Genomic DNA, 13,273 nt, shown 5'->3' on the forward strand with positions numbered 1-13,273 from the left:
AATTAACCAGTGTTTCGCATGCCTGCTGCAATGCCTGCAATCGTCACCATTAGCGCTTCTTCAAGCTCTGCTGGTGGTGTTTCACACTTACGAGTACGGTAAAGCAGTTCAGCTTGAAGCATGTTTAGTGGCTCAACGTAGATGTTACGTAGGCGGATTGACTCAAGTCCCCAAGGGTCGCTCTGCATTAGGTTCTCGTTGTTCTCAACATTTAGCACGGCTTTGATGTCTTTTTGCAGCTGTTCACGCAGTAACTCACCTAATGGTAATAGCTCTTCGTCAACAAGGCGTTGGTCGTAGTACTTAGCGATTTCCATGTTGCACTTCGAGTACACCATTTCCAACATACCGAGACGGGTAGAGAAGAACGGCCACTCGCGACACATCTCTTCGAGCAGGGCTTGATGGCCTTGATCTACAGAGTACTGAATCGCTTCACCAGCGCCTAACCATGCAGGCAGTACCAAACGGTTTTGGCTCCAAGAGAAGATCCATGGAATCGCACGTAGGCTTTCTACGCCGCCGTTCGGGTTACGTTTCGCAGGGCGAGAGCCAAGAGGCAGTTTACCTAGCTCCAGTTCAGGTGTCGCTTGACGGAAGTAAGGTACGAATTTCTCTTCGCCACGAACCACGTTGCGGTAAGCCTCACAAGATACTTGAGATAGCACTTCCATTAGGTCGCGCCACTCTTGTTTTGGCTCAGGTGGCGGCAGAAGGTTCGCCTCTAGAATCGCGCTTGCGTAAAGGTTGAAGCTGTTTACAGCAACGTCTGGTAAGCCAAGTTTAAAGCGGATCATTTCGCCTTGCTCTGTTACACGTAAACCGCCTTTCAAGCTCTTAGGTGGCTGAGAAAGAAGAGCAGCGTGCGCCGGAGCACCACCACGACCAACCGTACCGCCACGACCGTGGAATAGAGTCAGTTCAATGCCTTCTTCATCACAAACCTTAACCAGTTTGTCCATTGCATCATATTGAGCCCAACCTGCAGACATTACGCCCGCATCTTTCGCTGAGTCAGAGTATCCGATCATCACCATTTGGTGGTTCTGGATAAAGCCACGGTACAAGTCGATGCTCATTAGCTGTTTCATTACTGCTTCTGAGTTGTTCAAGTCGTCTAGCGTTTCGAACAGCGGACATACGTCCATGCGGTATGGGCAGCCACATTCTTGCAGTAGTAAGTGAACAGCCAGTACATCTGATGCAGTACGAGCCATAGAAATTACGTAAGCACCGAAGGCTTCACGAGGTTGAGCAGCAATAACCTTGCAGGTGTCTAAAACCTCTTTAACCTGTTCAGATGGCTCCCAATCGCGAGGAAGAAGCGGACGCTTAGAGCTTAATTCATTGGTTAAGAAAGCAATCTTGTCTTGCTCGTTCCATTGGTCGTAGTCGCCAATGCCTAGGTAGCGAGTCAGTTCAGACAGTACATCTGAGTGACGAGTACTTTCTTGACGAACATCGAGACGAACTAGGTGTACACCGAACGCTTTTAGGCGGCGCAGAGTATCAAGCAGAGAACCGTCTGCGATTACGCCCATGCCACATTCGTGCAGCGATTGGTAACATGCGTAAAGCGGTGTCCAAAGTTGCTCGATGTTCTGTAGTGTTTCTTTCTTCGGAACCTCTGTGTCATGCAATTTTGCATCCAGCACTTCTAGCGTGTTGTTCAGTAGAGTGCGTAGGTTCTTCAGGATTGCACGGTAAGCTTCGTGTTCATCACCTGCTAGCTCACGAACGGCATCATTACACTTAGTCATCGACAGTTCGGTAATCAGCTCGTTTACGTCGCCTAAGTAAAGATCGGCAGCTTTCCAACGAGATAGGCGCAGAACTTCCTTAGTGATGGTGTGCGTTACGAATGGGTTGCCATCGCGGTCACCGCCCATCCAAGATGAGAAGTGTACTGGGCGTGCATCGATCGGCAGGCCTTCATCAAGATAACCTTTTAGTCGGCCATCCATTTCACGTAGGAAGTCAGGAACGGCTTCCCATAGAGAGTTTTCTACAACCGCAAAGCCCCACTTAGCTTCATCAAGTGGCGTTGGGCGTTGTTGACGAATCACATCTGAGTGCCAACCTTGAGCGATCAGTTGCTCTAGGCGGCGTTCGGTTTTCACGCGCTCTTTGTGTGATAGGTCGCTTAATTCTAATTTAGACAGACACTCGTTGATCTTAACTAGCTTGTTGATCATGGTGCGACGAGTGATTTCTGTTGGGTGTGCAGTCAGAACGAGTTCAATGTTCAGGTCGCGAACGGCTTGAGCCGCGTCTAGCTTGCTGATGTCATTCTGGTTTAATTTGGAAAATAGAGATTGCAGCACGTCTGGTTCACAAACATGCTCCTCACAGTGGCGAGAGATGGTGTGGTACTGCTCTGCCATGTTGGTGAGGTTGAGAAATTGGTTAAATGCACGAGCAACAGGAGTGAGTTGTTCGTTCGGCAGGTTTTTGATTTCTTCAACTAGGCTGTCACGGTCAGCTTTGTTGCCTGCGCGGGCGGATTTGGAAAGTTTACGGATAGTCTCCACTTTCTCTAAGATAACGTCACCATGTGCATCTTGGATTGTGTTACCTAGCAAGCGTCCCAGCATGCTTACGTTACTCTTGAGAGCGGCGTATTTCTCGTTCATTGTCATCCTGCCTCGTAAAAAAATTACATCCATTGTTCCTTGTTAAGTACACAATCTAGCGAAAAGTGCTGTATCTAGTCAAATAAAGCATTCTAAGTTTGCAATTATTAGTTTTCGAAATGCGGGAGAAGTAAATTTTCCAAGACTTCGGAATAAAGTGAAATTTAATTACAAGATCAGGCTTTGGCTGGGATAACAGAATAAAAGCCACCTTTTAGGGCAGCTTTTATAAAAAAGTATCGCAAGGGTAGCAATAGCTAGAAACAATATTTACGAATAGATTTACTCAGAACATCAATCGTTGGATCGATAAAATCGAAGCTTAGGAACTCATCTGGTTGGTGAGCTTGGTCGATAGAGCCCGGCCCCAGCACTAAGGTTGGGCAAAGTTCTTGAAGGAAAGGTGCTTCTGTACAGTAGTTCACGGTTTGTGATTCAGTTTCGCAAACTGATTCCATGCCACCAATAAATGGATGGTCGTGTTGGCACTCATAACCTGGGATAGGTTCGTGCAGTGGCGTAATCTCGATTCTGCCCGGCCATTTTGCTTCCACTTCTTTAAGTGCGCTGCGCAGCATGTTATCCAAGCCATCTAGGCTGATACCTGGCAAAGGACGCACATCATAGTGCAGCTCACAGCAACCACAGATACGGTTGGCACTGTCGCCACCGTGGATATGGCCAAGGTTTAGAGTGGGGCTTGGAATTGCGAAACCCGGGTGGTGATACTCTTTGACTAGCTTGTCACGCAGTTGCATTAAAGCGAACAACACTTCATGCATGATCTCGATGGCGTTGACACCTAATGCAGGATCAGAAGAGTGACCTGATTTACCCGTTACTCGCACAGCGTTAGCAACATGGCCTTTATGGCCACGAATCGGCACAAGGCTGGTTGGCTCACCAATAATGCAGTAATCCGGTTTAAACGGTGCATTTTCAGTGAAATGACGCGCACCCAGCATGGTGGTCTCTTCGTCACAGGTTGCCAATACATATAGCGGCTTGGTCTGTTTGCTCCAATCCATCTTCTTTGCCGCTTCATAAACGAAAGCGAAAAAGCCTTTCATATCGGCTGTGCCTAATCCATAGAAGCGATTGTTGTGTTCTGTTAGTGCGTGAGGGTCAAAGTTCCAACGTCCTTCATCAAATGGCACTGTGTCGCTGTGTCCTGCGAGTAGCAAGCCACCTTCGCCCGATCCCATCTTAGCGACCATATTATGCTTGCCGGGTTCGACTTCCACGACTTCAACGCTAAAGCCTACGTCTTTAAACCATTGAGCCATTTTTTCGATCACTTTCTCGTTGCCATGATCCCAGCTTGGATCGGTCGAGCTAATAGAGTCTGTGGAAATTAGGCCTTTGTAGACCTCAAGAAAACTCGGTAATTGCATAATAACTTCACTTCTACTATTGACAGGAAAACCATAAGTCGGTAAAACACATATTAAATCATATTTAATGCATAAGAAATCAAATAAAGCTAAAAATTAAGTATGAATAGTCAAATTTGAAATGTAACTTACCTCAAAAATGGATGTGTTGAGATGTTGAAAACCACGATCATTGGCGCAAGCGGCTACACAGGAGCAGAACTGGCTCTAATGATAAACAGACACCCTGAGCTCACGCTATCAGGTTTATATGTCTCAGCCAATAGTGTAGACGCAGGTAAACCTATTGCGGCACTGCACGGTAAGTTAGCTGGCTTGATTGATATGCCAGTACAACCTTTAACAAATCCGGAAGAAGTAGCTAAACAATCTGATGTGATTTTCTTAGCAACGGCACACGAGGTTAGTCACGACCTAGCGCCAATTTTTCTAGAGAACGATTGCCAAGTCTTCGACCTATCGGGTGCATTCAGAGTTAAAGGCGAAAACTTCTATCAAGAGTTTTACGGTTTTGAACATCAACACGAACAATGGCTAGACAAAGCGGCTTACGGTTTAGCTGAGTGGAACGAACAAGAAATTAAAGAAGCTCAGCTTGTCGCTGTCGCGGGTTGTTACCCAACCGCATCACAACTGGCGATTAAGCCTTTGGTTGAAGCCAAGTTACTGGATGAAAACCAATGGCCAGTGATTAACGCAACCAGCGGTGTGACTGGTGCAGGCCGCAAGGCGACGATGGTCAACAGCTTCTGCGAAGTGAGCTTGCAAGCTTATGGTGTATTCAATCACCGTCATCAACCTGAAATGGCTGCACATTTAGGATGTGATGTGATTTTTACCCCGCACCTCGGCAACTTTAAGCGTGGCATTTTGGCAACCATTACCATGAAATTGGCTGAAGGCGTGACAGAACAACAGATACAAGATGCCTTCGAGCAAGCTTACCAAGGTAAACCTGCGGTGAGATTACTCGAAGAGACATTGCCAAGAATTCAAGATGTAGAGCAGACGCCTTTCTGCGACTTAGGTTGGAAGGTTCAAGGTCATCACATCATCGTTGTTTCAGCGATTGATAACTTATTAAAGGGTGCATCTAGCCAAGCGATGCAGTGTTTGAATTTACGTTATGGTTTTGCGCCATTAACTGCGTTAGTGTAAGGAAATCTAGATATGAGCCTTAATAATCAACCATTAATCATAAAGTTAGGTGGCGCTGCGCTATCTTGTGGTGAAACACTTAGCAAGTTATTTGGTGCTATCTCTGCTTACCAACAACAGGCACAACGACCAATCGTGATTGTTCACGGCGGCGGTTACCTTGTTGATGATTTGATGAATAAGTTGAACCTCGAAACCGTTAAGAAAGAAGGGCTACGTGTTACTCCTTATGATCAGATCCCAGTGATCGCTGGTGCATTAGCGGGCACGGCGAATAAATTACTTCAAGGTCAGGCGATTAAAGACGGTATCAATGCCGTTGGTTTAAGCCTAGCAGACGGTGGTTTATGCAAAGTGAGCGAACTGAACCCTGAACTGGGGGCGGTAGGAAAAGCGGAGCCGGGCGACTCAACCGTTCTGCAAGCGATTCTTAATGCGGGCGCACTGCCTATCATTAGCTCGATTGGTCTGACTGAGCAAGGCCAACTGATGAACGTCAATGCCGACCAAGCTGCGGTTGCCGTTGCAGGCGCACTTGATGCTGAACTGGTACTGCTTTCTGATGTAAGTGGTGTGTTGGATGGCAAAGGTCACCTCATTCCAAGCCTTAATCAACAACAAGCTGATGACCTTATTACAGGCAAAGTGATTACCGACGGCATGATCGTTAAGGTTCAAGCCGCACTAGAAGCCGCTAACGACCTTGGACGACCAATCGAAGTTGCCACTTGGCGATACCCAGAAAAGCTAACACAACTGTTTTCAGGTAAAAGCATAGGAACACAGTTTTTACCTCAGTAGGTTTCACAACGAGTCACTACTTAAAGAATTTAGACAAATTAAATAAACATATAATTATGAAGTCATTTCCAACGCTGACCGCCATGTGCAGTATGGAAACTAGGAGAAAGAAAATGAGCAAAGTTAACGTAAAGAAAGTTGTAGTAGCCTACTCTGGCGGTCTAGACACATCAGTAATCATTCCATGGTTGAAAGAGAACTATGACTGTGAAGTGGTTGCGTTTGTTGCGGATGTTGGTCAAGGCGACGAAGAGTTGATTGGTATCGAAGAGAAAGCAAAAGCTTCTGGTGCATCTGAGTGTTACATCGCAGACCTTAAAGAAGAGATGGTTGCTGACTACATCTACCCAACGCTGAAAACGGGCGCTTACTACGAAGGTAAATACCTACTAGGTACGTCGATGGCGCGTCCAATCATCGCGAAAGCACAGGTTGAAGTCGCACGTAAAGTAGGTGCAGACGCACTGTGTCACGGCTGTACTGGTAAAGGTAATGACCAAGTTCGTTTTGAAGGCGCATTTGCTGCACTAGCACCTGATCTACACGTAATTGCACCATGGCGTGAATGGGATCTAGTGAGTCGTGAAGAGTGTCTAGATTACCTGGCTGAGCGTAACATCCCTTGTACGGCTTCTCTTACTAAGATTTACTCGCGTGATGCAAACGCCTGGCACATCTCAACAGAAGGCGGCGTTCTAGAAAACACATGGAATGCACCTAACGAAGATTGCTGGGCTTGGACTGTAGACCCTGAGCAAGCGCCAAACGAATCTGAAACAGTGACGCTTAAAGTTGAAAAAGGCGAAGTGGTTGCGGTTGATGGCGAAACAATGACGCCATACAACGCACTGGTTTACCTAAACGAGAAAGGTGCTAAGCACGGTGTTGGTCGTATCGATATCGTAGAGAACCGTCTTGTTGGCATGAAGTCTCGTGGTTGTTACGAAACTCCGGGTGGCACAATCATGATGGAAGCACTGCGTGCAGTAGAGCAACTGGTTCTTGATAAAGCGGCATTCGAATTCCGTGAAGAGCTCGGTGTTAAGGCTTCTCACCTTGTATACGATGGTCGTTGGTTCACTCCACTATGTAAGTCAATCCTTGCCGCGACAGAAGAGCTAGCACAAGACGTGAATGGTGAAGTGGTTATCAAGCTTTACAAAGGCCATGCAACGGTGACTCAGAAGCGTTCTGACAACAGCCTGTACTCAGAAGAGTTTGCAACCTTTGGTGAAGATGAAGTTTACGACCAGAGCCATGCTGAAGGCTTCATCCGCCTTTACTCGCTATCAAGCCGTATCCGTGCTTTGAATAGCCAAAAGTAATCCTAACAATGAGTTAGTGAGCTAGCCTTTGATGAAAGATTGAAGGTTAGTAAACAGACATTATTATGCAAAGCCCATTCACTATTGATTAGTGAGTGGGCTTTTTACTTTCTATTTGCCTAATAAATCAGCTTCGGTTTTTCCTATCGGATGGCATATAATTCGCGCTCCACGCTAAAAATAATCAATGGATTGAACTGTTGGTGAATAAATATGTGAAAATAATGAATTAATACTTTATTTTCATTTTGAATTGCCGTAAGTTTAAACCATCAGAAAAATACTGAATCTTAATCAGAATTATCATTTGCAAAAACAGTGAGCACTGTGCAATTAGGAGATACACAATGGCATTATGGGGCGGTAGATTTACCCAAGCAGCAGACACCCGGTTCAAAGATTTTAACGATTCTCTTCGTTTTGATTACCGATTGGCTGAGCAAGACATTGTGGGCTCAATTGCCTGGTCTAAAGCTCTACTGTCGGTCAACGTATTAACAGAAGAAGAGCAACAGAAGCTTGAGTTAGCGCTGAATGAGCTAAAACTTGAGGTGATGGAAGATCCTGAACAGATTCTACGTTCTGATGCAGAAGATATTCACAGCTGGGTTGAGCAGCAACTTATCGGCAAAGTCGGTGACTTGGGCAAAAAACTTCACACTGGCCGTTCTCGTAACGACCAAGTGGCGACCGACCTGAAACTATGGTGTCGTCAGCAAGGTAACCAACTGCTACTGGCATTGGATCGCCTACAAAGCCAAATGGTGAACGTTGCTTCTCAGCATCAAGAAACCGTGCTTCCTGGCTACACTCACTTACAACGTGCTCAGCCGGTAACTTTTGCTCACTGGTGCTTGGCTTACGTTGAAATGCTTGAGCGTGATTATTCACGTTTGAATGATGCGATTAAGCGTCTAGACACATGTCCGCTGGGTTCTGGTGCCCTTGCTGGAACAGCTTACCCGATGGACCGTGAAGAGTTAGCTCACAACTTAGGTTTCCGTCGTGCAACGCGCAACTCTCTAGATTCAGTTTCTGACCGCGACCATGTGATGGAGCTAATGTCGATTGCTTCTATCTCTATGCTTCACCTTTCGCGTCTTGCAGAAGATATGATTTTCTACAACTCAGGTGAATCAAACTTCATCGAGTTAGCGGATACCGTGACGTCAGGTTCATCTCTGATGCCACAAAAGAAAAACCCAGATGCGCTAGAGCTTATCCGTGGCAAAACTGGCCGTGTTTACGGTTCATTAGCGGCAATGATGATGACAGTAAAAGCTCTGCCTTTGGCGTACAACAAAGACATGCAAGAAGATAAAGAAGGTCTGTTCGACGCTTTAGATACTTGGAATGATTGTATGGAAATGGCAGCACTCTGTTTTGACGGCATTAAAGTGAACGGCGAACGTACACTTGAAGCCGCGAAACAAGGCTACGCGAACTCAACTGAATTGGCTGATTACCTAGTAGCGAAAGGGATTCCTTTCCGTGAAGCTCACCATATTGTTGGTGTGACGGTAGTGGCGGCGATTGCTAAAGGCTGTGCATTAGAAGAATTAACCATCGCAGAGATGAAAGAGTTCTCTGAGGTGATTGAGGAAGATGTGTATGACATCCTGACCATTGAATCGTGTCTTGAAAAACGTAGCGCGCTAGGCGGTGTATCTCCACAGCAAGTGGCTTACGCGGTTGACCAAGCTGAGAAACGTTTATCACAGCGTGATACGTCCATCGTCAAGGTTCGTCCTGCTCGTCTGACCGATATTGAAGCGTTGGAAGGTATGGTCGCTTACTGGGCGAACATGGGTGAAAACCTACCTCGTTCTCGTAATGAACTGGTGCGTGATATTGGCTCGTTTGCGGTCGCAGAGCATCATGGTGAGGTGACAGGTTGTGCATCACTCTATGTGTATGACTCTGGCCTAGCGGAAATCCGTTCACTGGGTGTCGAAGCTGGCTGGCAAGGTCAAGGGCAGGGTACCGCAATTGTGCAGCACTTGGTTGAGAAAGCGCGACAAATGGCCATCAAGAAGGTGTTTGTGCTGACTCGTACTCCAGAGTTCTTTATGAAGCATGATTTCTTACCAACATCGAAATCTCTGCTGCCTGAGAAGGTACTGAAAGATTGTGACCAGTGTCCTCGTCAACATGCGTGTGATGAAGTGGCATTGGAAGTGAACTTGGTAGAGCAGATAATTGCTAAGGTTAATGTTGCATAAGGCATTGATTTTATAGCTCCTAAAAAAAAAATCAAAAATCTGATCTTTTTTGGGAACAAACTAAGAAAAGCCCGGTCTATTAAAGTACCACTGCTTTTTCTTAGAATTTTCTAAGAAAGCCCTAGAATCGATTGGTTCTGGGGTTTTTTTCTATCTGCTGTTCGGGAAATGACAATAGCTCGAAAATTATGATGAATTATCGGATTGTTTAGCCCTGTCTCTAATCACTACTCTTTATCCAATAAAGACTTCCAGCTAACGTTTTTTGCCCTTTAACGGTAGCACCACAAACTTCATGACCCAATGCAACGACAGCAAGCCACTGAACGCGAAAGCGGCCATCATCAACGCGATGGCATTGATGGTTTTTGGGTCTTCTCTGAAAAACAGCCACCATACTCCCCAACTCAAAATCGACAACACCATCAGCTGATTCATGCAACGCTGGCAGCGACCGAGTTTGTTACGGATTTTTTCACTTTTATTGCAATGAATGCATGTCATCTTGGGTTTGATTCGCGTTATGCTTGTTGCCCTGATAATAACACGTCACAAGATATTGGATCACGGTGACACAGAGAGAGAAAGTCGATGATTGAGCGCCAAGAAACCAAGCAACGTATGAGCCGTATTGTTAAACACAACGGTACTATCTACCTATGTGGCCAAGTTTGTGCTGATGCAACTAAAGACATCACTGAACAAACTCAAACCATGTTAGATAAAGTAGAAGCGCTACTTGAGCAAGCAGGCAGCGACAAAGAGCACATGCTGTCAGCAACGATTTACTTGAAAGACATGAAAGACTTCCAAGAAATGAACGCAGTTTGGGATGCATGGGTTCCAGAAGGCCACGCTCCAGCTCGCGCATGTGTGACAGGCGACATGGCTCGCGAAGCGCTACTTGTTGAGATCTCTGTGATTGCTGCTGAGAAGTAATTGCTTAAAGCTTTTAGTGACGCAATGGCTTCAAGAGATTCCAGATACCTCGTCCCTCGGTTCTGGAATGACGAGTTTAGTTTTGGTTTAGCTGATGCGTCACTTTGATTTGCTTCAGTTTAGACGCGTTTTGAAAAGCACCGTTATTCTGGTTAGCTTCGCCTAGACGTGTATAAAAATTGCTGTCATTCCCGAGAGCGACGAAGGAGCGTAATCGGGAATCTATAGTTTACTCGTTGCCAAAAACAAAAAGGAAAGCCAATGGCTTTCCTTTTTAGTATCTAACGTTTGTTAACTGCTAATTGACTGGCGCTAGTCTGAGATTAACAGCCCGGGCCACAATCCAGACAGTGTTTCACCATCTCTGGACCTAGGTGCAGTTTCGCATTCAGGTCACGTAGCGCTGTTCGTACACCTTCTTCGATTACTGGGTGGTAGAACGGCATGTCTAGCATCTCAGAAACCGTCATCTTGTTCTGGTGTGCCCATGCTAACAAGTGAGCCAAGTGTTCTGCGTTTGGTCCCATCATCTCAGCACCAAGGAAGCGGCCTGTACCTTGCTCGCCGTAAACGTGCAGAATACCTTTGTTGCGTAGCATCACTCGTGAACGACCTTGGTTCTCGAAAGACACTTCACCCGTTGCGAAACAGCCACATGTGCCTAAGCGGGTAGTGATCTCTTTGTACGTTTCACCAACCATCGCGATTTGTGGGTCAGAGAATACCGCTGAGATTTTAGAGCGGCGTAGGCCTGCACGAATCTCAGGGAAGCGACCAGCGTTGTCACCTGCAATGCGTGCTTGGTCAGCTGCTTCATGTAGTAGAGGCAGTTGGTTGCTTGCATCACCCGCAATGAATACTGATGGAAGCGATGTTTGAAGCGTGTAGTGGTCAGCGATTGGCACACCACGCTCATCAAGTTCTAGAGAGGTATTCTCTAAGCCAAGCTTGTCAGTGTTAGGGCGACGACCTGTTGCTGCTAGTACGTATTCAACGACGTTAGTTTCTAATTCACCTTGTTTATTGATGAACTGGATTTCGACACGTGGCTCACCCGATTCAGTGGTAATGCGCTTCATGCTTTCGATTTTCACGTCGGCATCGAGATAGAACTCTTCATTGAAAGCTTTATCTGCATAAGCCATGATCTCTGGATCAGTTACTGGGCCAACTTGACCACCCAAACCGAACAGTTTGGTCTTCACACCTAAGCGGTGCAGTGACTGACCAAGCTCAAGACCAATAACACCAGGGCCAAATACCGCAACCGATTCTGGTAAATCATCCCAGCTGAACACGTCGTCGTTAATGATCAGGCGATCGCCAAGTTCATTCCAAACGGCAGGGTATGCAGGGCGAGAACCGGTCGCGATAACAATACGCTTAGCGGTGACAACCGTGTGGTCATCAATTTGTAGCGTGTTATCGTCTAAGAATTTTGCGTAACCAGAGATCTTGTCTTGCTCTGGGATTTCATCAACGCCTTCTAAAACAAAACCAACAAAACGGTCACGCTCAAACTTCACTCGCTCCATCACTTCACGACCGTTAATCACGATATCACCTTGTGGGTGAACGCCAAAAGCCGGAGCTTTCTCGATTTGGTGTACGCTTTCTGCAGCTGCAATAAGCAGTTTAGATGGCATACAACCAACGCGAGCACAGGTAGTACCGTAAGGGCCGCCTTCAATCATCACGACACTGTCAGTGTGTGCTTTTGCAGCGCGGTAAGAACCTAGACCTGCCGTACCGCCCCCGATAACTGCTACATCTACATTGACTTGTTTCATAATAATTTTCTCGCAATGGCTGAATTTAGTTTGAACGAACCCCTCCAACTCTGGTGATTTTTTTGAGAGTCAGGATAACGGGTCAGTTTTGTGATTCTGTTTTATTAGGTTTAGCTTGTGACTCTGCTTTTATTGCTAACTATAGGTTAGTAAAAGACAGGCGAGTCACCAGCTATATTCTTTTTCCCAAAACTCAGATAAGAGTGTTTGGAATAGCTAACCCACAAGAGGGTGGGTTAGCTGATACTTCTAAGCCTATATCGGCGATGAAGCGATTAGCCTAGGAAAGTTTCTAGTTCTTCACTACCACCGATGTGTTTGCCACCGATGAATACTTGAGGAACGGTAGTGCGACCAGAGATTGCACGTAGGCTTACTGTTGTTGCATCTTTACCTAGAACCACTTCTTCGTAGTTCAGACCTTTGTCGATTAGGTTCTGTTTTGCTTTCATACAGAAAGGACAGCCTGGCTTAGTGAATACTGTGATTGACTCTTGCTCTTTGTGCTCAGGAGCAAGGTAGTTAAGCATAGTATCTGCATCAGAAACCTTGAACGGGTCGCCTGGTACGTCTTCTTCGATGAACATTTTTTCTACCACGCCGTTTTTAACCAGCATGCTGTAACGCCATGAACGTTTGCCGAAGCCGATGTCGTTTTTCTCAACTAGCATACCCATGCCGTCTGTGAAATCACCGTTACCATCTGGGATGAATGTGATGTTTTCCGCTTCTTGGTCTGCTTTCCAAGCGTTCATTACGAATGTGTCGTTTACTGAAACACACAGAATGTCATCAACACCGTTTTCTTTGAATACAGAGTGTAGCTCGTTGTAACGAGGTAGGTGGCTTGACGAACATGTTGGCGTAAACGCACCTGGTAGGCTGAATACGATAACTGTCTTGTCTTTGAATAGCTCTTCAGTAGTTACGTTAACCCATGCATCACCTTGGCGAGTTGGGAATGTTACTTGAGGGATTGATTGACCTTCTTTAGATGCAAACATATTGATT

General features: G+C 46.1%; 10 protein-coding genes. 5 read left to right on the forward strand and 5 right to left on the reverse strand.

All coding sequences use genetic code 11. The features are described from left to right. Nucleotides 1-2 precede the first annotated feature (2 nt). Both ppc and argE read right to left on the reverse strand, forming a co-directional pair. On the reverse strand, nt 3-2,639 hold the full coding sequence (gene ppc / locus LMH68_RS09260; RefSeq protein WP_229647421.1) for a phosphoenolpyruvate carboxylase: 2,637 nt from the start codon (nt 2,637-2,639) through the stop codon (nt 3-5). Nucleotides 2,640-2,890: 251 nt separating this feature from the next. Then, the gene (gene argE, locus LMH68_RS09265) at nt 2,891-4,027 is read right to left on the reverse strand and encodes an acetylornithine deacetylase (protein ID WP_009848891.1); all 1,137 of its coding nucleotides are present in this window, start codon (nt 4,025-4,027) and stop codon (nt 2,891-2,893) included. 153 nt (nt 4,028-4,180) lie between these two features. On the opposite strand from argE, the gene argC reads away from it, so the two are divergent. The 4 genes from argC (at nt 4,181) to argH (ending at nt 9,533) form a co-directional block, all read left to right on the forward strand. Further along, entirely contained in the window at nt 4,181-5,185 is a 1,005-nt protein-coding gene (gene argC, locus LMH68_RS09270; RefSeq protein ID WP_017061139.1) for an N-acetyl-gamma-glutamyl-phosphate reductase, read from the forward strand. Nucleotides 5,186-5,197: 12 nt separating this feature from the next. Further along, nucleotides 5,198-5,986, forward strand: a complete 789-nt coding sequence (argB, locus tag LMH68_RS09275; protein ID WP_017061138.1) for an acetylglutamate kinase — start codon at nt 5,198-5,200, stop codon at nt 5,984-5,986. Nucleotides 5,987-6,099: 113 nt separating this feature from the next. Then, nucleotides 6,100-7,311, forward strand: coding sequence for an argininosuccinate synthase (locus tag LMH68_RS09280; RefSeq protein ID WP_017061137.1), 1,212 nt, complete (start codon nt 6,100-6,102; stop codon nt 7,309-7,311). Between the two features lie 347 nt (nt 7,312-7,658). Then, nucleotides 7,659-9,533 carry an argininosuccinate lyase gene (gene argH / locus LMH68_RS09285; RefSeq protein WP_017061136.1) on the forward strand — a complete coding sequence of 625 codons (1,875 nt, stop codon included), beginning with the start codon at nt 7,659-7,661 and terminating at the stop codon, nt 9,531-9,533. 255 nt (nt 9,534-9,788) lie between these two features. Here the strand turns inward: argH and LMH68_RS09290 are convergent, their stop codons facing one another. Beyond that, the gene (locus tag LMH68_RS09290) at nt 9,789-10,037 is read right to left on the reverse strand and encodes a DUF3624 domain-containing protein (RefSeq protein ID WP_029235423.1); all 249 of its coding nucleotides are present in this window, start codon (nt 10,035-10,037) and stop codon (nt 9,789-9,791) included. 87 nt (nt 10,038-10,124) lie between these two features. Between LMH68_RS09290 and LMH68_RS09295 the strand changes: the two genes are divergently transcribed. After that, nucleotides 10,125-10,472 carry a RidA family protein gene (locus LMH68_RS09295; protein ID WP_004729674.1) on the forward strand — a complete coding sequence of 116 codons (348 nt, stop codon included), beginning with the start codon at nt 10,125-10,127 and terminating at the stop codon, nt 10,470-10,472. A gap of 323 nt (nt 10,473-10,795) precedes the next feature. Here the strand turns inward: LMH68_RS09295 and LMH68_RS09300 are convergent, their stop codons facing one another. Together LMH68_RS09300 and LMH68_RS09305 are read right to left on the reverse strand one after the other, a co-directional pair. After that, entirely contained in the window at nt 10,796-12,262 is a 1,467-nt protein-coding gene (locus LMH68_RS09300; protein ID WP_229647422.1) for a dihydrolipoyl dehydrogenase, read from the reverse strand. Nucleotides 12,263-12,537: 275 nt separating this feature from the next. Beyond that, nucleotides 12,538-13,266, reverse strand: a complete 729-nt coding sequence (locus LMH68_RS09305; protein ID WP_017061133.1) for a glutathione peroxidase — start codon at nt 13,264-13,266, stop codon at nt 12,538-12,540. Nucleotides 13,267-13,273: the final 7 nt, after the last annotated feature.

The sequence above is a fragment of the Vibrio sp. F13 genome (assembly GCF_020806305.2).
In the GTDB taxonomy this organism is placed as follows: Bacteria; Pseudomonadota; Gammaproteobacteria; order Enterobacterales; family Vibrionaceae; genus Vibrio; species Vibrio crassostreae_C.